Raw genomic sequence first — 22,083 nt, 5'->3', positions numbered from 1 at the left:
GCATTCGGTTGTCAGGGAAAAAGCTACCGTGCCGCGTCATCGGACGGGTGACGTACTGTCGGGCTCACCGATATGTCACCCGGTCGACCGAGAGGGGAACCGTCGATGCGACGCGTCCTGACCACCGCCGTCGCCGCGATGGCGCTGCTGGTCGGCTGCTCGGCCGGGGCATCGCCGAACGGGAGTTCACCGGCGACAACCCGCCAGGCCGCGCCGAAAACCACCGCGAAGCCCACCCCGAGGCCCACCCCAACGTGGGACACGACGCCCGCCACCATCGCGGCCCTCGGCGACTCCATCACCCGTGGATTCGACGCCTGTTCGCTGCTGAAGGACTGCCCCGACGCCTCCTGGGTGACCGCCTTCGCCAAGCGCACGCACTCCACGAGCAGCTCGAACCTGGCCCGCAGCGGGGCCGTCATGGCCGACCTGGAGGGCCAGGTGCAGGAGGCGGCGGCGCGGAAACCGGCCCAGGTGACCATCCTCATGGGCGCCAATGACGCCTGCCGGGCGGGCACCGGCGCCATGACCCCGGTGGCCGGATACCGCCGGGAGTTCGAGGCGGCGATGCGGACCCTGCACCGCCGCCTCCCCAAGGCGCAGATCCTCGTGGCCAGCGTCCCGGACCTGCGGCGCCTGTGGTCCGTCGGCAAGGACAATCCGCTCGCCCTGCGGGTCTGGCAGCTCGGCATCTGTCCGTCGATGCTGGGCGACGCGGATTCCACGACTCCTGCCGCCCAGCATCGGCGCACGGCCGTACGGGACCGGGTGGTCGCGTACAACAAGGTGCTCGCGGACGTCTGCGGTGCCTACGACCGCTGCCGCACCGACGGCGGCGCGGTCTTCGGCTACCGCTTCACGGCGGACGAGCTGAGCACCTGGGACTGGTTCCACCCGAGCAGGCGCGGCCAGGAGCAGCTCGCCCGGGTGGTCTATGAGGCGTTCACCTCCAGCAGGGTCACCGAGTAGGGCTGGAAGGTGTACGAGAAGGAGGTGCCGAGGCCGGTCAGCCTCGCCGCCACCGGGACGATCGCCTCGGGGTCGGTGAGGGTGTTGGTGGCGGTCCGGGACGCGCCGGTGATGACGGTGGCCCGGCCCCTGGCGGCGACGCGCGACACGCCGTCGATCTCGATGGCCGCGGTGCGGGCGGCGGCGCCGGTGTTGACCACGGCCGCATAGAGCCGGCCGGTCCCGGTGTCCCGGGTGATGACGGCGTTCAGGCCGGGGAGGGCGCGGACGGTGGCGGGGACGACGACATCGCCCTGGCCGGTGCGCAGCAGCTGCTGGGCGTAGTAGCTCGGGGAGCCGTAGCTGGTCAGGGCGTCGTAGGCGATCAGGTTGGTCGACCAGACGACGTTGTTGACGTTGGCGAAGAGCGGGGCGTAGGACTCCATCAGCACCTGGTCGGAGTTGCGGATGAGGCCGACCAGCCAGGAGGCGTCGCCGAGCGCGGCGTTGAGGTCGGGGGTGGGCCTGCCCTCCTGGGCGGCCCATTCGCCGACGAAGACCTTGGTAGAGGCGCGGTCGCGCGTGTCGTACTTGTGGGAGGCCTGCTGGAAGGCGGCGGCGGTCGGGTAGTAGTGCTCGTCGATGAGGTCGGGGGTGCGGCTGGTGACCGTCGTGGTGGCGATGAGCTTGAGCTCGGGGTACGCGGCCTTGATGGCGTCGTGGAAGGCGGTGTAGCGCTCGTCGTAGGAGCCCGAGCGGTCGAACCAGTCCTCGTTGCCGATCTCGACGTACTTCAGCTGGAAGGGCTTGGGGTGGCCGTGTGCGGCCCGCAGGGCGCCCCAGGTGGTGGAGGTGTCGCCGGTGATGTACTCGATCTCGTCGAGGGCGTCCTGGACGAAGGGGGCGAGGTCGTCGCCGGTGACGTAGCCGCCGTGCAGGGCGTAGCCCGCGAAGACGCAGAGCAGCGGCATCATGCAGAGGTCCTCGCACCACTGGAGGTACTCCAGCAGGCCGAGGCCGTCGGTGGACCAGTAGCCCCAGGCGTCGTCGGGGTGGCCGGGGCGCTGCTCGACGGGGCCGATGGTCTTCTTCCAGTCGAAGCGGGTGGCGATGGTGTTGCCTTCGAGGAAGTTGCCGCCGGGGAAGCGCAGGAACTTCGGGCTCAGGGCGGCGAGCTTTTCCATGAGGTCGACGCGCATGCCGTTCGGCCGGTTCTTGTACGTCGGCGGGAAGAGCGAGACGTTGCTGAACCAGACCGTGCCGGAGGCGGCGGCCGTGGTGACGGTCAGCGCGGCGGCGGCGGTGACCGGGGCGGCGGAGGTCGTGCGGAGCCTCAGCTCGTACTTCTTCCACTCGGCGCCGACGGCCCGGACGGTGCCGGAGGCGTGGACCGCGCCGTCGGTGCCCGTGATGGCGACGGTGAGCGGTGCGGTGGCGTCGGTGGTCGCCCTGGCCCACAGGGAGGCGCGGTAGGTGGTGGAGGGGCGTACGGGGATGCCCCAGAAGCCCTCGTTGGAGATGCCGTCGCCAGGGGCGGAGACGGTCAGGGCGAGGGACTGGGTGAGGGCGGTGTTGAGCGGGGCGCCGGTGTCGATGGCGATCGCGCCGCTGCCCAGCGCGGTCCAGTGCAGCGGGGTCGTGGCGGCCATGAAGCTGCGGTTGTTGACGAGTTCGGCGTAGATGCCGCCCTCGCCGGAGTGGTTGATGTCCTCGAACATCAGGCCGTTCAGCTCGGGGCTGACGGTGATGCCCGGGTTGCCCGCGTCGATGAGGAAGGCGGGGGTGGTGTCCCCGACCGGGACTCCGGCGAGGGTGGCGACCTGCTCGGCGGTCAGCGCGCTGTCGAAGACGTGGACGTCGTCGATGAGGCCGTGCACCTGGTCGACCTGGGAGCCGCCGTAGAGGCCCCTTCCTACCGCCGTCGCGCCGGTCGCCTTCCAGCGGGAGGTGAAGGGGGCCTCGCCCTCCAGGACGCCGTTGACGTAGAGGCGTACGACTCCGGCGGCGACATCGTCGACGCCGACGAGGTGGTACCAGGTGCCGGCGCTGGGGGCGAAGCCGGCGCCCGCGATGGCGGCGCTCGCGTTGGCCGAGGTGGCGTCGGCGGGCAGCCGGGTGAAGGCGAACGTGCCGGTGTCGTCGCGGAGTTGGAAGTAGAAGCCGCTGACCGCGCTGCCGTCGGTACTGACGAAGGTCTGGTAGCCGCCGAGCGAGCCGAGCTTCACCCACGCGGCCACGCTGAAGCTCGCCGTGGTGTCCACCACCGGCCCGGCCATCGAGGCGTTGCCGCCCGCCGTGACGTCCAGGCTGTACGCGCCCGCCTTGGCCTCGCCCCAGGCGGCGGCCCCGCGCAGGGTGAGGGTGTGGCCGGCTCCGGAGTCGTCGGCGGCGGTGGTGCCGGCGCCCTCGTCGAAGGCCCAGTGGGCGACGGGGGCGGGCAGGGCGGTGTCGGCGGCGGCGCTGGGCAGGGCGAGGCCCGTGCTGAGCTTCAGGCCCTCCATGAGAGGTAAGACACCGAGCGCGGTGATGACGGCGCGGCGGCCGACGGCGCCTCTTCCATTCTCCACTTTGTCCTGATTTGATCGGTAATCCGCCATGAAAAGCTCCTCAACTCGACGTCCCGTTCGAGATATCAGACGCTGTGCGAAATTTCGTCCGGAAGAGCATGAGGCCACCCCCGCCACCCCGTCAACACCTGAAACAAGCCGTAAGCCGAGCCGTCATCCGCGGGCCGATCCGTTACCTATGCAACCGTTGACATTGCCGCGAGCGCGTTATTACGTTCCCTTCAGCATTTCGAACGCGTTACGAAATCTCGAACGAGATCGTAAGGGGACATCTTCCGTGCGCATCACCGGCATCAGCACCCACGTCGTCGGCACTCCGTGGCGCAATCTCACCTACGTCCTGGTGCACACCGACGAAGGTCTCACCGGCGTGGGCGAGACCCGCATGCTCGGCCACACCGACGCGCTGATCGGCTACCTGCGGGAAGCTGAGGCCAACCACATAACCGGATCCGACCCCTTCGCGGTAGAGGACCTGGTCAAGCGAATGAAGTACGGCGACTACGGCCGGGCGGGCGAGATCGTCATGTCCGGCATCGCCGTGATCGAGATGGCCTGCTGGGACATCAAGGGCAAGGCACTCGGCGTCCCCGTCTGGCAGCTCCTCGGCGGACACGCGCATGACAAGATCAAGGCGTACGCCAACGGCTGGTACACCACCGAGCGCACCCCGGAGGCGTACCACAAGGCCGCCTCGGCGGTCATCGAGCGCGGCTACAAGGCCCTCAAGATCGACCCCTTCGGCACGGGTCACTTCGAGCTCGACCACGCCTCCACGCTCTACTCCGTCTCCCTCATCGAGGCCGTCCGGGACGCGATCGGCCCGGACACCGAGCTGATGCTGGAGATGCACGGCCGCTTCAGCCCCTCCACGGCCGTCCGGCTCGCCAAGGAGCTCGCCCCCTTCAAGCCCGCCTGGCTGGAGGAGCCGGTCCCGCCGGAGAACCTGGCCGCCCTCGCCAAGGTCGCCGGCAAGGTGGACCTGCCGGTCGCGACCGGCGAGCGCATCCACGACCGGATCGAGTTCCGCGAGCTCTTCGAGTCCCAGGCCGTGGACATCATCCAGCCGGACGTCGGCCACATCGGCGGCATCCTGGAGACCCGCAAGCTGGCGGCCACCGCCGAGACGCACTACGTGCTGGTCGCCCCGCACAACGTGGGCGGGTCCGTTCTGACCGCCGCCTCGCTGCAGGTCGGGTTCTGCACCCCGAACTTCAAGATCCTTGAGCACTTCAACGACTTCGCCGACTCCGACATCAAGAAGATCGTGAAGGGCGCGCCCCAGGTCGTGGACGGCTACTTCGAGCGGTCCGACGCCCCCGGACTGGGCGTGGAGTTCGATGTCGAGGCCGCCGCGGAGTTCCCGCAGCAGCAGGCCCGCTTCGATCTGTGGGCCGACGGCTGGGAGCAGCGCAAGCCTAAGGCGGTGCGGTGACGGGGCTCTTTTCAGGACGGGCTAAGTTTGCCCACCGGGTGCGCACAACTCACCCGCGCCCGGCAACGGCCCCGTACCGACCACTGAACGGAAAGACAACGTGACCGCCACAGAGCTCGCCCTCGTCCTGGACGCACCCGGCGCCCACCGCCTGGTCGAGCGCGAGCAGACCGCACCGGGCCCGGGCGAGGCGCGCGTACGCGTGCACGCCTCCGGGATCTGCGGGAGCGACCGCGAGATCTACCAGGGCAACCGCCCGGAGGGCTACGTCCGCTACCCCGTCACGCCCGGCCACGAGTGGTCCGGGACGGTGGAGGCCGTCGGCGCGGGCGTACCGGCGAGCCTGATCAACCGCAAGGTCGTCGGCGAGGGCTTCCGCAACTGCCAGGTCTGCGATCGCTGTCACGCCGGGGAGACCACCCTGTGCGGCGCGGGCTACGAGGAGACGGGCTTCACGCAGCCCGGGGCGATGGCCGACACGCTCACGCTCCCCGCCCGCCTGCTGCACCCGCTCCCGGACGACGCCGACCTCACCGAGGCCGCCCTGCTGGAGCCGGCCGCCTGTATCGCGGCGGCCGTGCTGAAGGCGAACGCCCAGCCGGGCGAGCGGGTGGCCGTGGTCGGCACCGGAACGCTCGGCATGCTGGCGGTGCAGTTCCTGGCGGCGATCTCGCCGGCCGAGCTGCTGGTGGTCGGCACCCGGCCGGACCGCGAACAGCTGAGCTACGAATTCGGGGCGACCGAGTTCCGTACCCGGGAGCACCTGGACACCGCGGAGAACCGCTATGACGTGGTGATCGAGACGGCCGGTTCGGCCTCCGCGGCCCAGACCTCCGCCTCGCTGGTGCGTCGCGGCGGCCGGCTGGTGCTGACCGGCATCCCGGCAGCCGGCGCGGTCGGCCTGGACCCCACGGACCTGGTCGTGCGGCAGCTGACCGTGCACACGGTGTTCGGGGCGGCCCCGGACGCGTGGGCGCACGCCGTACGGGTCTTCGGGGCGGGTCTGCTGACCCCCGCCCCGCTGATCACGCACCGGTTGCCGCTGGCCGAGTTCGCCACCGCGATCGATCTGGTCGGCAGCGGGGACCCGAAGGTCGGCAAGGTCCTGCTGCTGCCCTCGGGCGGCAGCGCATGACGGCCGTCCCGCCCCCGGGCATTTTCTTGTACGCACCCTCCCGGACGACGTCCGGAATCTCGAACATTGGAGCACCGTGACCGACGAACAGACTCCCGGACCCCGGCGTCCCGGCGAGTACGCCCTCGCCCTGCTCGGTCACGGCGCACCGGCGGACGACCCGGCGGACGCCTCCCCGCACCGCTTCCCGGACGGCGGCAGCTGGCGCACCGAGATCCCCTCCGTGGAGGGCCCCGAGGCCCTTGCCACGGTCCTGGAGGAGATCGAGCGCCTCGAACTGCCCGTCCACCGGATCAGCCAGGGCAGCGGCATCTGGATGCTCACCGACGCCGAGATCACCGAAATGGTGCAGGCGACCACCGAACGCGACATCGAGCTCTGCCTGTTCACGGGTCCGCGAGGCACCTGGGACATCGGCTCGGCCACCCGTACCCTCTCCGGCGGCGGCGGACTCCGGGCCCGAGGTCACGATCAGGTAGCGGGCTGCGTAGAAGATGCCCTGCGCGCTACGGCGCTTGGCGTACGCTGCCTACTCGTCGCCGACGAGGGAGTGTTGTGGCTGCTTCACCAGCTCCGGCAGCAGGGCGTGCTGCCGGCGGACACCACGTTCAAGGTGTCCGCACTGGTCGGCCCGGTGAACCCTGCGGCCTACGCGGTGTGGGAGCGGCTGGGCGGCGACTCCATCAACATCCCGTCGGACCTGACTCTCCAGCACCTCACGGAGATCCGCCGGGCGAGCGGGGCACCGATGGACTTCTACATCGAAGCCCCGGACGACCTCGGAGGATTCGTACGCATGTACGATGCGGCGGAGCTTATCCGGCGCGGTGCTCCGATCTACCTCAAGTTCGGCCTGAGCAAGGCGCCTGCCATCTACCCCTACGGGCGGCAGATGCGGGACGTCACGCTTCAGACCGCGCGCGAACGAGTCCGGCGCGGACGGCTCGTGCTGGACCTCCTGGCCCGGCACGGCGCTGACGGCGGGATGTCACCGCTCGGCTCCCGGCTGCCCGGACCGCTCAACAGGTTCCCCATTGACTCCTCTGCCACTCCGAACGGCAGTGAGACTGATCCACGCTTCACCCCCGAAAGGATCTAGCACCATGCGCATATCCAGAGGCGCTCTCCTGCGTTCCGCAGCGGCAGTAACCGTCACCCTCACCCTCGGCGCCGGCGCCACCGCCTGCGGCCAGGACTCCAGCTCCGACAGCAGTGACAGCGCCAAGGGCGGCACCATCGGCATCGCGATGCCGACCAAGGTCTCCGCGCGCTGGATCGCCGACGGCGCCAACATGAAGAAGCAGTTCGAGAAGCTGGGCTACAAGGTCGACCTGCAGTACGCGAACAACGACACCAGCCAGCAGGTCTCGCAGGTCCAGAACATGATCACCAAGGGCGAGAAGGCCCTGGTCATTGCCGCGATCGACGGCACCGCGATGAACGAGGTGCTGCAGAGCGCCGCCGACGCCAAGATCCCGGTCATCTCCTACGACCGCCTGATCCTGGGCACCAAGAACGTCGACTACTACGCGACGTTCGACAACTACAAGGTCGGCCAGCTCCAGGGCGGCTCCATCGTCGACGAGCTCGGCCTGAAGAGCGGCAAGGGCCCGTTCAACATCGAGCTGTTCGCCGGTTCCTCGGACGACAACAACACCAAGTACTTCTTCAACGGTGCGATGTCCGTCCTGCAGCCGTACATCACCTCCGGCAAGCTGGTCGTCAAGTCCAAGCAGACCGCGCTCAACCAGGTCACCACCCTGCGCTGGGACGGTGCCACCGCCCAGAAGCGCATGGACGACATCCTGAGCTCCAAGTACAGCTCGGGCAAGGTCGACGCGGTGCTCTCGCCCTACGACGGCATCTCCATCGGCATCCTCTCCTCGCTGAAGAACGCCGGCTACGGCACCGCGAAGAAGCCGCTGCCCGTCGTGTCCGGCCAGGACGCCGAGGTGCCCTCGGTCAAGTCGATCATCGCGGGTGAGCAGACCTCGACGATCTACAAGGACACCCGCGAGCTCGCCAAGGTCGCCGTCCAGATGGTGAACGCGAAGCTGACCGGCGGCAAGCCCGAGGTCAACGACACCAAGCAGTACAACAACGGCACGAAGGTCGTCCCGACCTACCTGCTGCAGCCGGTGCTCGTCACCAAGGACAACTACAAGTCGGTCCTGATCGACGGTGGCTACTACAAGGCCTCCGACCTGGCCTGACCGGCAGCACCCCCTGATCGGCGCCGGTGGCGGGCTACCTGACCAGCCCGCCACCGGCCGCCCTCCACCCCCAAGCTCAAGACCAGGAACGGATGCACCACCATGGGCGACCGTGCTCTCGACAAGCCCGTCGACAAGCCTGTCGGCAAGCCCGTCCTTGAGATGCGCTCCATCACCAAGACCTTCCCCGGGGTCAAGGCCCTCTCCGACGTGACGCTGTCCGTCGCCGAGGGCGAGATCCATGCCATCTGCGGTGAGAACGGGGCCGGCAAGTCGACCCTGATGAAGGTCCTCAGCGGCGTGTACCCACACGGCTCGTACGAGGGCGAGATCTACTTCCAGGGCGAACTCTGCGAGTTCAAGGACATCAGGGCGAGCGAGAACCGCGGCATCGTCATCATCCATCAGGAACTGGCCCTGGTCCCCTACCTCTCCATCGCCGAGAACATCTTCCTCGGCAACGAGCACGCCACCCGCGGCGTGATCAGCTGGAACGAGACTCTGCGGCACGCCAAGCAACTCCTCAAGCGCGTCGGGCTGCCCGACCAGCCCACCACCCGGATCGCCGACATCGGCGTGGGCAAGCAGCAGCTCGTGGAGATCGCCAAGGCGCTCTCCAAGGAGGTCAAACTGCTGATCCTCGACGAGCCGACGGCCGCGCTCAACGACGAGGACAGCCGCAAGCTCCTGGACCTCATCCTGGAGTTCAAGGCCGCGGGCATCTCCTGCATCATCATCTCGCACAAGCTCAACGAGATCGAGCGGGTCGCGGACTCCATCACCATCATTCGCGACGGGAAGACGATCGAAACCCTTTCCGTCTCGAAAGGTGAGGTCAACGAGGACCGCATCATCCGCGGCATGGTCGGCCGCGACCTCGAACACCGCTTCCCCGAGCGCGAGGCGTACGCCGGCAAGGACGCGGACCAGGTCGCCTTCGCGGTGCAGGACTGGACCGTCCACCACCCCATCGACCAGCACCGCAAGGTCGTCGACGGGGTCTCGATCGAGGTACGCCGCGGCGAGATCATCGGCCTCGCCGGCCTCATGGGCGCCGGCCGCACCGAGCTCGCGATGAGCGTGTTCGGCCGCAGCTACGGGCGGGACGTCTCCGGCACCGTCTTCAAGGACGGCGAGGAGATCCGTACCAGGACCGTGCCCGAGGCCATCGACCACGGCATCGCGTATGTGACCGAGGACCGCAAGGCCCTGGGTCTCAACCTGATCGACACCATCAGCCGCAACATCTCACTCTCCGCGCTCGGGAAGGTCGCCAAGAACGGCGTCATCAACGAGAACGAGGAGACGAGGGTCGCGCAGGGCTTCCGCAAGACGATGAACATCAAGGCGCCGACGGTCTTCGAGGGCGTCGACAAGCTCAGCGGCGGCAACCAGCAGAAGGTCGTCCTCAGCAAGTGGATCTTCTCCGACCCTGATGTGCTGATCCTCGACGAGCCGACCCGGGGCATCGACATCGGCGCCAAGTCCGAGATCTACGCGGTGATCAACCAGCTCGCCGCCGAGGGCAAGGCCGTCGTCTTCATCTCCTCCGAACTGCCCGAACTGCTCGGGATGTGCGACCGGATCTACACGATGTCCTCCGGCCGTCTCACCGGCGAGATCGCCCGGCAGGACGCCACGCAGGAACTACTGATGCGCCACATGACCATGGACAAGAACAGCAAGGAAGTAGGGGCCGGATCATGAGCAGCCCGGTGGGTACGACCGTCACGAAGGACACGCCGCCGGGCGGCAACCCCAAGGACGGCAACAGCGGCAGCGGCTGGGCGGAGGTCCTGCTCCAGGCCATGCGCGGCAATCTGCGCCAGTACGGAATGATCGTCGCGCTCGCGCTGATCATCGTGCTGTTCGCGATCTGGACCGACGGAACGACGGTCACGCCGACCAACGTCACGAACATCATCACGCAGAACGGCTACGTCTTCATCCTGGCCATCGGCATGATGATCGTCATCATCGCCGGGCACATCGACCTGTCGGTGGGTTCGCTGGCCGCGTTCACCGGGGCCGTAGCCGGTGTGCTGATGATCAATCACCACATGGCCTGGCCGCTCGCGATGGCGATCTCGCTGGCCATCGGCGCGGTGGCCGGTGCCTGGCAGGGCTTCTGGGTCGCGTACATCGGTGTGCCGTCCTTCATCGTCACCCTGGCCGGCATGCTGATCTTCCGCGGCGGCACCGAGATCCTGCTGAAGGGCCAGTCCCTGGCCCCCATGCCGGAGGGCTTCACCAAGATCACCAGCGGCTACCTGCCGACGGTCGGCCCGAACACGAACTACCACAACCTCACCCTGCTGCTGGGCGCGGCCCTGATCGCCTGGACGGTCTTCTCGGAGTGGCGCAGCCGCCGCCAGCAGGCCGCGTACGACCTGGACGTCCTGCCCTTCGGACTGTTCGTCCTGAAGTGCGTGGCCATCGGCGCGGCGATCATCGCCTTCACCATGACGCTGGCCAGCGACCAGGGCTACCCGATCCTGCTGCTCATCCTGGCGGGCCTGCTGATCGTCTTCGGCTTCGTGATGCGCAACACCGTCATCGGCCGGCATGTCTACGCCCTCGGTGGCAACCAGTCCGCCGCCAAGCTGTCCGGCGTCAAGAACAAGCGCGTCGTCTTCCTGATCTTCGTCAACATGGGCGTCCTCGCCGCCCTGGCCGGCCTGGTGGCCGCCGCCCGTCTGCAGTCCGCCACCCCGGGCGCCGGCGTCAACTACGAGCTGGAGGCCATCTCCGCGGCCTTCATCGGCGGCGCGTCCTCCAGCGGCGGCGTCGGCACCGTCCTGGGTGCCATCATCGGTGGTCTGGTGCTGGGCGTGCTCAACAACGGCATGTCCATCCTCAGCGTCGGCAGCGACTGGCAGCAGGTCATCAAGGGCCTGGTGCTGCTGGCGGCGGTCGGCTTCGACATCTACAACAAGCGCAAGGCCGGTTCCTGATCTTGAAAGAGTCCGTCTTGAAGGAGCACAGCGGGTCGCTGGACGACGGGACCAAGGTCGACATCTGGACGGTGTCGAACGGCGGCATCACGCTGAAGGTCCTGTCGTACGGCGGCATCGTCCAGTCCCTGGAGGTACCCGACCGGGAGGGCCGCACGGCCAACGTCTCGCTCGGCTTCCCCAGCCTCGCGGACTACGTGGACCGCAGCCCGTACTTCGGCGCCCTCATCGGGCGCTACGGCAACCGCATCGCGGGCGCGGCCTTCACGCTGGACGGCGCCTCCTACGCACTGCCGACCGACGGCGGGCCCAACAGCCTGCACGGCGGCGACCAGGGCTTCGACAAGCACGTCTGGGCCGTGGAGCCCTTCACGTCAGGGACGGACACCGGGCTGGTGCTGCGCCGCACCAGCCCGGACGGCGAGATGGGCTACCCCGGCACGCTGGAGGTCGAGGCGGTCTACACCCTCACGGCCGATGGCCGGTGGCGGATCGACTACACCGCCACCACCGACCGTCCCACCGTCGTCAACCTCACCAACCACACCTACTTCAACCTCGCCGGCGCGGGCACCGGCCCCGTCCAGGACCACCTGGTCGAGCTTGCCGCCGCCCGCTACACCCCGGTCGACGCCACCCTCATCCCCACCGGCGAGCTGGCCCCCGTCGCCGGCACGCCCTACGACTTCCGGCAGGCCAGGGCCGTGGGCGCACAGGCCGTCGACCACAACTTCGTCCTCGACTCGGGCATCACGGACGAGCCCGCTCACGCGGCCACGGTCACCGAGCCGACCTCGGGGCGCGTCATGGCGATCGCCACCACCGAGCCCGGCGTCCAGTTCTACACCGGCGACCACCTCGACGGCCGCCCCCACGGCCCCCGCGACGGCTTCTGCCTGGAGACCCAGCACTTCCCGGACTCCCCGAACCAGCCCTCGTTCCCGACAACGGTCCTGCGGCCCGGGGAGACGTACCGCTCGGCGACGGTGCACACCTTCAGCACCTGCTGAGCCCCCTTACAAGGCGGGGGTGGCCGGGATTTTCACCCGGCCACCCCCGCCTGTCCAATTCCAGGGGCCGTTACGGGCAATTCCTCTGGGCCGTTGGTGAACTGTCTGGGCCACCCGGATGTTACCGGCGGGAAGCGTGAATAACCCGGGGTACCCATCCGGTCGATAAAGCCGAGATAAAGCCTCGGCTTCCCCATCGACGAGGAGTACCCGCATGCGTTCTGTCGACAGGACCCGTCACCGCCGACTGCTGACCACCAGCGTCCTCGCACCTCTGGTCGTCGCACTCACGGGCATATCCGTTCCGGCCATGGCCACGCCCCACGACACCGACCCGATCGCCACCGCGGCCACCCCCGCCGACACCGCCCAGTCCGCCGCCGGCGGCGACCACTGCCGCCGCAGCTTCGAGGCCCGCCCGAGGCCCTGCGTCATCGGCATCCCCGGCCCGCAGGGGCCTCAGGGGCCTCAGGGCATCCAAGGCCCGCCGGGTGAGCAGGGTGAGCAAGGTGAGAAGGGTGAGCAAGGCGAGAAGGGCGAGCAAGGCGAGAAGGGCGACAAGGGGGATCAGGGTATCCCCGGCACTCCGGGAGGGTGCTTCGAAATCGACGCGATTGCCGGCTCGAGTTCTGAGGAATTCGCCATCGCAGTCATCAACGGCGTCGCGTGGGGCGGCCGCCGGGACGACACCCCCAACCCGGACGACTACGTCTGGCAGAACCTCGCGACCCACACCGGCTACCCGGGTGCTCGCATCGTCTGCTCCGGCGGGGTGAGCTTCCACGGAAACGAGCTGACGTTCAAGGTACTCACCACGACCAACCTCGTATACGAGACCGCATGCAGCGTCGCGGGACAGGCTCTCACTTGCAACGACACCTGGCACAGCCTCGGGCCGGTGAGCTAGCGCCTGACGGTGCGGCTACGGACGGGTGCGGCCACCGGTGACTCCCATCGGTGGCCGCGCCCTCCGCGTCACCGCCCCTCACCGTCACCACATTCCTCACCCTCGACGGCGTCGGGTACCAGGGAGCATGAGCGATCCAGGGACAGGTTCCGGCAGACCCCAGCGCGACCGCCTGGATCCAGGTCAGCAACCGGCCGACTCAGGCTCCGTGGCACTGACGGCCACCGGCGACCGCCGGTGGCCGTGTTCCGCCTTCACCCCGGATTTGCCACCGCGGCGGTCACAGTCCCAGGTAGTGCGACACGGCGTGCTCGATCTCGGCCATCCCATCGCGGTCCAGATAGTGCAGCGGACCGGGTCATCGTCCCGGCGATCTCCAGTTCAGGACGGAAAACAGCAGCCTGATCACCGGTGGACGTGGGGACAATCATGACCACGCTCCAGGGCATGCGCTCGGACTCAGTACGAGGCCGCAACTTCGTCCTCGACTCGGGCATCACGGCCGAGCCCGGCGTCCAGTTCTACACCGGCGACCACCTCGACGGCCGCCCCCACGACCCCCGCGACGGCTTCTGCCTGGAGACCCAGCCCTTCCCGGACTCCCCGAACCAGCCGTCGTTCCCGACAACGGTCCTCCAGCCGGGCGAGACCTACCGTTCGGCCACGGTGCACACCTTCAGCACGAGCTGAGCCCCACCGCTCATCGAGGCGGGGGTGGCCGGGATTCTCACCCGGCCACCCCCGCCTGTCCAATTCCAGGGGCTGTTACGGGTAATGGGCACTGCGCCGTCCGGAAATCCACACCTTGCGCCGACCAGGCGAATGATGACTTTCGTTGTCCGTGGCTGACGCCGTGCGACACCGCGGCGGCGTTATGACTGTTCCGTGACGACTCTCACCCGCCCTGCCCATGCCGCAGAGGCTCAGCCCGAGGATTCGAGGCGACGAGTCTTTGCAGCACCGGCCGGCCTGTGGCTGTGGCCCGCGCCGGCGACACCGGCATTCGCGGTGTTCGGGATCAACGGCCCGCAGCTGGGCACGGACAAGCTGGCCACCTGGGACGTGGGCCGGCCATGAGCGGAACCGCGGCTCTTGTGGCGTTGATCGGGCGGCAGTTCTTCAGGCGGCGTGCCGGGCTATGCGGCGGGATGCCCTTCGCCCTGATTCCCGTCGTGAGCCAGTTCGGTCGGGAGGCTCGCCTCAGCGGTCTGACCGTCTCGCTTCTGCAGCGCAAGCCGTAGCGCCTGCCTTCCCTTTCGGTATGCACATCACGGATCTGGACGGTGCCTGTGAAATCAACGGTCTGCCTGAACATGATCGTCAAGGACGAGGCCCCGGTCATCCGACGCTGCCTCGAATCCGTACGCCCTTTGATCGACAGCTGGGTCATCCTGGACACAGGCTCGACCGACGGCACCCAGGACGTCATCCGTGACGTCTTCAGCGATCTGCCCGGCACCCTCCACGAAAGCCCCTGGAAGGGATTCGACGGGAGCCGCAGCGAAGCGATCGACCTCGCGCGCGCCGAGGCGGACTATCTGCTGTTCATCGACGCCGACGACCTGATGGAGGTGGAGCCCGGCCTTCGCCTGCCACAGCTGACTCACGACGCCTACAGAATCGCGCTGCACGACGGGCCGATCATCCACTGGCGTCCCGCCCTGGTCTCAACCCGGCTGCCCTGGCGCTACGTCGGCGTCCTCCACGAGTACATCGACTGCGGGACGCCGTACAGCCTCGGGACGCTCAAAGGCGCCAACATCCTCTCGGTGGGGGGCGGGGCACGCCTGAGGGAAGGCCAGCGGAAGAAGTACCTGCGCGATGCCGAGGTCCTCGAGCAAGGCCTGATCAAGGAACCTGACAACTCCCGCTACGTCTTCTATCTGGCCCAGACCTGGCGCGACGCCGAAGAGCCGGAGAAATCACTTGCCGCCTACGACCGCCGAGCAGGTATGGGCGGCTTCGCCGAGGAGGTCTTCTGCGCCCACCTCTATGCCGCACGGCTCGCGGCAAGCCTCAACCGGCCGCCGGCCGAGGTGATGGACCGCTACCTTCGGGCACACGAAAGCCGCCCCTCACGCGCGGAAGCGCTCGGTGACCTAGCACGCCACTGCCGCGTCAACGGCCCGCGCTGGCCACTCGCGTACATGTTCGCGCGGCAAGCAGTACAGATCCCGTATCCGAGCGACATCCTGTTCGTCGAGTTCGACTGGTACGACTGGCGCGCACTCGACGAACTTGCCGTGGCCGCCTACTGGGTCGGAGAGTACGAGGAGTCGATGGCATGCGGCGAACGCCTTCTCCAGGGCGGCAAGCTGCCCGCCGACCAGCGCGAGCGCGTGATCCGCAACCTCGAATTCGCACAACTCAAGCTTGACGCCAAGGATCTCGTGGACGCCTGATCTGCCCCCCCTGGCCGACTGTGCCCCCTGGACGACTGTGCGAGGGGCGCAGGAGCCGGCCCTGGCAACGGAGCGCGGTGGCTTCGTCGCCAGGGCCGGCAGCGGGGCGTCAGCGGACGTCCGCGTCGTGCCGCTGCGTCACGGGCCGGTGCACTCCGCGTAAGCCGTGAGCTCGGCGGGGATGACGGTACCAAGACCGCCAACGGGGACGAACGCCGTCGCAGTCCACACATTGGGAGCGGTCATATGCGATCCGGTGACCACCCACAGGACGGGGCCGAGGGCGTTCGTACCGACGAGCCGGAACCCGCCTCCCAGCATTACGCCTGAAGTGCACGAGGCGCTCGCTGTGACCGTCGTACCCGTACCTGTCGCCGGCTTAGTTTCGCCCACTTGCTCGTGGGTGGTGGTCGGACCCGTGGGACCCGTGGGGCCGGTCGGACCCGTGGGGCCGGTCGGGCCGGTCGGACCCGTGGGGCCGGTCGGACCCGTGGCACCGTCGACACCGTTCGTACCATTCGTACCCGTCGTACCCGTCGGACCCGTGGGGCCGGTCGGGCCGGTCGGGCCGGTCGGGCCCGTGGCACCATCAACACCGTTCGTACCATTCGTACCGGTCGTACCCGTCGGACCCGTGGGGCCGGTCGGGCCGGTCGGGCCGGTCGGACCCGTGGCACCGTCGACACCGTTCGTACCATTCGTACCGGTCGTACCCGTCGGGCCGGTCGGGCCGGTCGGACCGGTCGGACCGGTCGGACCCGTGGCACCGTCGACACCGTTCGTACCATTCGTACCCGTCGTACCCGTCGGGCCGGTCGGGCCCGTCGGGCCGGTCGGGCCCGTGGCACCATCAACACCGTTCGTACCGTTCGTACCGTTCGTACCCGTCGGACCCGTCGAACCCGTCGGACCCGTGGCACCCGTCGGACCGGCCACACCCTGGGGGCCGGTCGGACCCGTCGGGCCCTGTGGGCCGGTCGGACCCGCGGGGCCTACGTTGCCGTCGTGGCCTCCGTGGTCTCCGTGGTCTCCGTGATCCCCATGACCGCAGAGCCACGGCTGAGCGTGGCACGGGGTGCCAGTGGTCCTGGTCACCGTCTGGAGAGCCTGGTGCCCTCCGGTGACGGCGCTGGCCATTCCTACGCTTGCCGTGCCGGCGAAGATGGCAGTCGCCATGGTCACGCCACCGGTCAGGCCCCACAGCCTTTGACGGCGTGCCCGGTTGGCTATGGGGAGCCTGGATCGTTCACTCATCAGCGCACCTCGGTGAGGTAGGGAATTGAGAGCCGCCCCAGGTCTAGGGGCGGCGAACTCATCGTCACCTTGTGAATATGAGCACGCACGCTGAGTGATCCATTCGAGTCGGCTGTCCGGCGGAGCCGCGATGAGTTCTGGTCCCGAGTGCAGTCCCAGCTAGTGAAAGGCAGTCGGACCGACCATCCCGGAGGCACATCATGGCCGAGATCACCCTCACCACATTCCTCACCCTCGACGGGGTCATGCAGGCCCCCGGCGGCCCCTCCGAGGACCCCAGCGACGGGTTCGACCTGGGCGGATGGCTGGTGCCGTACGCCGACGACGAAACGGGCCGGTACGTGGCCGAGTGGTTCTCGGCGGCGGACGGCTTCCTGCTCGGACGGCGTACGTACGAGATCTTCGCGTCCTACTGGCCGCTCCAGACGGACGAGAACAACCCGGTGGCATCGGGCCTCAACAGGCTCCCGAAGTACGTGGCTTCCACGACCCTGGACAAGGCGGAGTGGAACAACTCCACCCTGATCGCCGGCGACGTCCCGGAGGCCGTGGCCGAGCTCAGGAAGAAGCCCGGTCGGGAGATCCAGATCCACGGCAGCGGCCGCCTGGCCCAGAGTCTGATGGCACATGACCTGATCGACGAGTACCGCCTGTGGATCTACCCCGTCGTGCTGGGCAAGGGGCGGCGGCTCTTCGCCGACGGCGCCGTCCCTGCGGCGATGAAGCTCGTGGACCACAAGCTGACGAGCACGGGCGTGGCCGTCCACGTCTACCGCCCGGCGGGGCGGCCGACATTCGGGAGCTTCTAGAGGCTCTATCGTTGGACGTATGGCGTCCGCTGAGCTGATCCGAATCGTCTCCCGCTCCTCCCCCATGGCCCTCGCCCAGGTCGAGCGCGTCCGCGCCGAACTGGCCGCGCTGCGGCCCGAGATCCGTACGGAGGTCGTGCCCGTCACGACCTCCGGGGACCGGTGGATGGGGGACCTGGCGAAGCTCGGCGGCAAGGGGGCGTTCACCAAGGAGGTGGACGCCGCCCTGCTGGCCGGGGAGGCCGATCTGGCCGTGCACTGCGTGAAGGACATCCCGGCCGACCGGCCGCTGCCCGCGGGCACCGTCTTCGCGGCGTTCCTCAAGCGCGACGACATCAGGGACGCCCTGATCCACCCGGGCGGGCTGACCCTGGACGAGCTTCCGGCGGGCACCCGCATTGGCACGTCGTCCGTGCGCCGGGTCGCGCAACTCGCGATCTCGCACCCGGAGTTGGAGTGCGTACCGATGCGCGGGAACGCCAACCGGCGGCTGGAGAAGCTCGAAGCGGGCGAGGCGGACGCGCTGCTGCTGGCGGCGTCCGGGCTGGAGCGGATCGGGGAGGCCGGGCGGATCAGCGAGATCCTGTCGGTGGAGACGATGTGCCCGCCGATCGGGGCCGGGGTGCTGGCGCTGCAGTGCCGCGAGGACGACACCGCCACCATCGACACCGTCTCCGCCCTCGGCGACACCGGCGCCTGGCGCGAGATCACCGCCGAGCGCATGTTGCTGCACGTCCTCCAGGGCCACTGCAACTCCCCCATCGCCGGCTACGCCCGCGCCGAGCGCGACGGCCGCCTCTCGCTGCGCGCCCGCGTCTTCACCCCGAACGGCAAGACCGTGCTGGACGCCCACGAATGGGCGGGCCCGCTGGACCCCGCGACCCTCGGCACATCCGTGGCCGTGGCGCTGCTGCGCCAGGGCGCACGCGAACTGATCGACGGCATCCCGCACTAGATGAATAAGTCCGATGTCTGATCTGGTGGTTCTTGAACTTCCCGTGCGGCGGGCTGTGATCATGGAGGGACTACGACGGAGGGAACTGCGCGTATGTCGTCCGGGTATGGCTTTCACCCGTTGTCTCTCGGTGTGAGGTTCGTGTTGGAGCTGGCGGCTCTGGTGTGCTTCGGGCTCTGGGCATGGGCTGTCGTGCCTGGTGCCCTGCGGTATGTCTGCGTGGTTGCCGTTCCCCTGATCGTGGCCGTGCTGTGGGGAGTCTTCGCCACCCCAGACGATGCATCCCGGTCCGGGGGGACGGTGATTGCGACACCTGGTCCGCTGCGGTTCCTGCTGGAGCTGACTGTGTTCTTCGGCGGTGCGGCGGCGTTGTACGCGGCGGGATCCCGCACTCTCGCCGTGATGCTCGCCGGTGTGCTGGTCGTGTACCACCTTCTGTCGTGGGACCGGGTCTTGTGGCTGGTCAGGCATTGAGTCCGCCCCAGCCGTATCAGGTTGGCGGTCCGTTCGGGAACACACAGAGGGTGTCCAAGATCGTTGCGTGACGAATGACCTGGACACTCTGCTGACCGCGCTGCACGTGAAGGTCGATGATGAGCTGGAAGCCAGCCGTTGGATGGGTAGGCCGCCGCAGCTGGCCGATGCCGAGCTGGTCACCCTCGCGGTCGCGCAGGCGCTGCTCGGCTTCCATTCCGAGACGCGCTGGTTGCGGTACGCGCACACGCACTTGGCCGCGATGTTCCCGTACCTGCCGCAGCAGTCCGGGTACAACAAGCGCCTCAAGGCGGCATTGCCACTGGTGAAGAAGGCGATACGGAACTCGCCGTGGACACGGACTTCTGGTTCGACAACCACTGGATCGTCGACTCGACACCAGTGCCGTGTGGGATGTCCCGGCCGACAGCGAAACGTTCGGCGATGGTGGGCTGGGCCGGATATGGGTATTGCGCGTCCCACTCCCGGTTCTTCTGGGGCCTACGCCTGTACCTGGTTTGCACGCCGGTTGGCACCCCGGAACGCGGCTCGTCGCTCAGCCGGTCCAGCCGGTCGCGCAAGAACCGGGCCCGCTACTTAGTCACCGTGTCCCGGTTGACGCCCAGCTGCGCGGCGACAGCGATGTTGCTGCCGCCCTCCTCGCAGGCCAGCACGATCCGTGCCCGCAGCGCCAGCCCCTGCGTGGTCGTCCGGCGCTTCGCCCACCCCTGCAACCTCAGCCGCTCAGCGTCCGATAAGACGAGCGGCTCCAGCCTGCTGTCACCCATGCCCTTCCAGCAGACCGCACACCACCACCCCCGTCACCGCCCAACACATGATCTGAAATGGAACACGACTCAAGTGGCGATGCGAGAACTCCAGACCGGATCACCAGGATCTCTCCGGCGGCATCTCCCTGAGACGCCGCGTAGATCCTGCCGAACAGCCCTGGGCCGCGCCCCATGCGGCCTGCTGTCCCACCTGCCCCGCCGCCGACGGAGGAGCGGGACGCGAACCCGCGGTCGCCGCCGCCCTCGAAGTCGAACGCGGCCACACCAGCCCTCCCGGGCTCAGATGCGGCCAGGCCCGCGCCCGGACCGGGGGTATCACTGTGACCTCCTGGCGTCCGGCCGCCCTGGATTTCGTCATCGCGAACGCAGCGGGACCGTCCGGGAAGAGGTCCGCGCGAGGTGAGGTTCTAGCCAGGACGGGTGAAGACCGGTATGTCAGATTTCCATCGTTATGCATGTTCCCCATACTTTGGGCGTTCCCACTCGACGTAAGGCTGGGACATGGCCCTCATTCACCCCTCCGTTTCCCCCGACCGGGCAGCCACCGATAGCCCACACCCCCCGAGCCCCCCCGAAGCGGACCGATGGCCCCTGCGCGCCGTATGGCTATGGCCCGCGCTCGCCACGTTCGCTTGCGCGGCCTACGGCATGACCACGCCGCTGCTGTGGGAAGACGAGCTCAACTCCTGGGACGTCGCGTCCCGGAGCACCGGAGAACTGCTGGGGACAGTGCGGCATGTCGACGCGGTACTGGGCACGTACTACCTTTTCCTGCATGGCTGGATGGCGCTCTTGGGCGACTCCGTCTTCGCCTTGCGGCTGCCCTCAGCGCTGGCCATGGCAGGTGCCGCGGCATGCGCGGCGCTGTGCGGGCGGCGGCTGTTCGGCCGCCGGGCCGGGCTGGCCGGGGGGCTGCTGTTCGCACTGATTCCGGCGGTCACCCGGTACGCACACGAAGCACGCCCCTACGCACTGGTGGTCTGCGCCGTGTCCCTGTCGACACTCATGCTGCTGCGGGCCCTGGAGTGGCCGGAGCGACGGCGGCACTGGGCGGTGTACTCACTCTGCCTGATCGCCGCAGGCCTGCTGCACCTGCTGGCCCTCACGGCTCTGACCGGGCAGGCAGTGGCCGCCGTGGCCCTGCGGGGGCGGGCCTCACGCCGTGCGCTGTGGAGCTTCGGCCTCGCGGTCACGGCCGCCGTGCTCGCGGTGCTCCCCATCGCCTTGCTCGGCTATACGCAGGCAGGGCGGCAGATCTCCTGGATCCCCCATCCGAATCTCCGGGGCCTGGTGGATGTGTGGCCGCAACTCTTCGGGTCCGCGCTGGCCGCCGGCGTGGTGCTGGCCCTGGCAGCGCTACCCTGGCAGGGACACCGCAGCGCCACGCGGTCCGCGCTCGCCCTCGCGGTACTGCCCACCCTCCTGTTGTGGACGATCTCGCACGGAGAGAGGTCATACTTCTTTCACCGCTACTTGCTGTTTACCCTTCCGGCCTGGGTGATCCTTGCCGGCGCGGGTCTGGCGCTCGCTCGGTCCAGGGCTGTGACCGCGTGGGTCCTGGTGGCGCTGGCCTTCCTCATGCTCCCCGGTCAAGCAGCACTACGGCAGCCGTTCGCGCACTTCAATAGCGGTCTGGACTACTCAGGTGCCGCGCGGGTCATCGAAAAGTACCACTTGCCCGGGGACGCGGTGGTCTACGACCGCGGCGAAGACCAGTGGCGGATGCTCGACGTGGGCGTGCGCTACTACCTGTCTGGCCGGCTGCGCATGCGCGATGTCTTCCTGGGCCGCTCCGCTGCCGACAGCAATGACCTCCAGCCCAAGGAGTGCCTATCACCGGCCCGCTGCGTACACGACGAACCCCGCGTCTGGCTCGTCGTCCCGGGTACCTCCGCCGACCCCTTCGCAGACCTCCCCGCAGCCCAGCGAAAGGCTCTCTTCGCCCGCTACACGGCCACGGGCACGGAACGCGTTCAGGGAATCATGGTTGCCCTCCTCCAGCGCCATGCCTGATGAACGCGCCTCGGAAGATAGCGGTTCAGGCCGACCGGGGCCATCACCTCGCCCGCTGAGGACAGTCCCTGCGGACCGCGCCTGGCAGCGAGGGCGGGGCGGCGACTGAGAGAAAATCAGTGTGATTTTCTCTCAGTCGCCGCCCCGCGTCGAGTTGCTCGGATTCGATGCCGGGATTCCCATCCGATCCCGTCACAGGTGGGAGCCACCGTGAGG

Annotated in this window: 17 protein-coding genes and 2 pseudogenes; 16 read left to right on the top strand and 3 right to left on the bottom strand. The window is 68.5% G+C overall.

Translation table 11 applies throughout. The features are described from left to right. Positions 1–105 precede the first annotated feature (105 nt). Entirely contained in the window at positions 106–969 is an 864-nt protein-coding gene (locus OG607_RS32245; RefSeq protein ID WP_405730919.1) for a GDSL-type esterase/lipase family protein, read from the top strand. Here the strand turns inward: OG607_RS32245 and OG607_RS32240 are convergent. Next, positions 933–3,515: a LamG-like jellyroll fold domain-containing protein gene (locus OG607_RS32240; RefSeq protein WP_405730917.1), complete on the bottom strand. Its 2,583-nt coding sequence runs from the start codon at positions 3,513–3,515 to the stop codon at positions 933–935. The genes OG607_RS32245 and OG607_RS32240 overlap by 37 nt on opposite strands. A 277-nt stretch (positions 3,516–3,792) precedes the next feature. Here OG607_RS32240 and OG607_RS32235 point away from each other — a divergent pair, with 277 nt between their 5' ends. The 13 genes and pseudogenes from OG607_RS32235 to OG607_RS32175 all read left to right on the top strand — a co-directional run bounded on the left by OG607_RS32235 (position 3,793) and on the right by OG607_RS32175 (position 19,063). Beyond that, a complete protein-coding gene (locus OG607_RS32235; RefSeq protein ID WP_405730916.1) occupies positions 3,793–4,950 on the top strand; it encodes a mandelate racemase/muconate lactonizing enzyme family protein in 1,158 nt (385 codons plus the stop codon). Positions 4,951–5,050: 100 nt separating this feature from the next. Then, positions 5,051–6,085, top strand: a complete 1,035-nt coding sequence (locus tag OG607_RS32230) for a zinc-binding dehydrogenase (RefSeq protein WP_405730914.1) — start codon at positions 5,051–5,053, stop codon at positions 6,083–6,085. Positions 6,086–6,161: 76 nt separating this feature from the next. Next, the gene (locus tag OG607_RS32225; RefSeq protein WP_405730912.1) at positions 6,162–7,184 is read left to right on the top strand and encodes a hypothetical protein; all 1,023 of its coding nucleotides are present in this window, start codon (positions 6,162–6,164) and stop codon (positions 7,182–7,184) included. Between the two features lie 4 nt (positions 7,185–7,188). After that, complete coding sequence (gene chvE, locus OG607_RS32220; protein ID WP_405730910.1) at positions 7,189–8,298, top strand: multiple monosaccharide ABC transporter substrate-binding protein; 1,110 nt, start codon at positions 7,189–7,191, stop codon at positions 8,296–8,298. Positions 8,299–8,400: 102 nt separating this feature from the next. Beyond that, positions 8,401–10,005 carry a multiple monosaccharide ABC transporter ATP-binding protein gene (gene mmsA / locus OG607_RS32215; protein WP_405730908.1) on the top strand — a complete coding sequence of 535 codons (1,605 nt, stop codon included), beginning with the start codon at positions 8,401–8,403 and terminating at the stop codon, positions 10,003–10,005. Continuing rightward, the gene (mmsB, locus tag OG607_RS32210) at positions 10,002–11,252 is read left to right on the top strand and encodes a multiple monosaccharide ABC transporter permease (protein ID WP_405730906.1); all 1,251 of its coding nucleotides are present in this window, start codon (positions 10,002–10,004) and stop codon (positions 11,250–11,252) included. Before mmsA ends, mmsB begins: the two co-directional genes overlap by 4 nt. Before the next feature lie 17 nt (positions 11,253–11,269). After that, positions 11,270–12,262, top strand: a complete 993-nt coding sequence (locus tag OG607_RS32205; protein WP_405730904.1) for an aldose epimerase family protein — start codon at positions 11,270–11,272, stop codon at positions 12,260–12,262. Between the two features lie 214 nt (positions 12,263–12,476). After that, positions 12,477–13,169, top strand: coding sequence for a hypothetical protein (locus OG607_RS32200; RefSeq protein ID WP_405730902.1), 693 nt, complete (start codon positions 12,477–12,479; stop codon positions 13,167–13,169). A 474-nt stretch (positions 13,170–13,643) separates the two neighbouring features. Then, positions 13,644–13,859: pseudogene (locus OG607_RS32195) on the top strand (galactose-1-epimerase); the annotation flags it as partial. A 593-nt stretch (positions 13,860–14,452) separates the two neighbouring features. After that, the gene (locus tag OG607_RS32190) at positions 14,453–15,571 is read left to right on the top strand and encodes a glycosyltransferase (RefSeq protein WP_405730900.1); all 1,119 of its coding nucleotides are present in this window, start codon (positions 14,453–14,455) and stop codon (positions 15,569–15,571) included. 1,454 nt (positions 15,572–17,025) lie between these two features. Further along, positions 17,026–17,634 carry a dihydrofolate reductase family protein gene (locus OG607_RS32185; RefSeq protein WP_405730898.1) on the top strand — a complete coding sequence of 203 codons (609 nt, stop codon included), beginning with the start codon at positions 17,026–17,028 and terminating at the stop codon, positions 17,632–17,634. Between the two features lie 19 nt (positions 17,635–17,653). After that, positions 17,654–18,589 (top strand): hydroxymethylbilane synthase, encoded by a 936-nt coding sequence (gene hemC / locus OG607_RS32180; RefSeq protein WP_405730896.1) that lies wholly within the window; start codon positions 17,654–17,656, stop codon positions 18,587–18,589. A gap of 93 nt (positions 18,590–18,682) precedes the next feature. Then, positions 18,683–19,063 carry a YrdB family protein gene (locus tag OG607_RS32175; RefSeq protein ID WP_405730894.1) on the top strand — a complete coding sequence of 127 codons (381 nt, stop codon included), beginning with the start codon at positions 18,683–18,685 and terminating at the stop codon, positions 19,061–19,063. 16 nt (positions 19,064–19,079) lie between these two features. Here OG607_RS32175 and OG607_RS32170 read toward each other — a convergent pair whose 3' ends face one another. Next, the gene (locus OG607_RS32170; protein WP_405730892.1) at positions 19,080–19,280 is read right to left on the bottom strand and encodes a hypothetical protein; all 201 of its coding nucleotides are present in this window, start codon (positions 19,278–19,280) and stop codon (positions 19,080–19,082) included. On the opposite strand from OG607_RS32170, the pseudogene OG607_RS32165 reads away from it, so the two are divergent. Further along, positions 19,206–19,603 (top strand): annotated as a pseudogene (locus OG607_RS32165) (IS982 family transposase); the annotation flags it as partial. The gene OG607_RS32170 and the pseudogene OG607_RS32165 overlap by 75 nt on opposite strands. Before the next feature lie 53 nt (positions 19,604–19,656). Here OG607_RS32165 and OG607_RS32160 read toward each other — a convergent pair. Continuing rightward, entirely contained in the window at positions 19,657–19,851 is a 195-nt protein-coding gene (locus OG607_RS32160; RefSeq protein ID WP_405730890.1) for a helix-turn-helix domain-containing protein, read from the bottom strand. 651 nt (positions 19,852–20,502) lie between these two features. Between OG607_RS32160 and OG607_RS32155 the strand changes: the two genes are divergently transcribed. Next, a complete protein-coding gene (locus tag OG607_RS32155; RefSeq protein ID WP_405730888.1) occupies positions 20,503–21,867 on the top strand; it encodes a glycosyltransferase family 39 protein in 1,365 nt (454 codons plus the stop codon). Positions 21,868–22,083: the final 216 nt, after the last annotated feature.

Origin of the sequence: Streptomyces sp. NBC_01537 (assembly GCF_045040445.1) — a bacterium.
Lineage (GTDB): Bacteria > Actinomycetota > Actinomycetes > Streptomycetales > Streptomycetaceae > Actinacidiphila.
The sequence above is the reverse complement of the archived record's forward strand: the minus strand, read 5'-3'. Positions and strand labels throughout refer to the sequence as shown.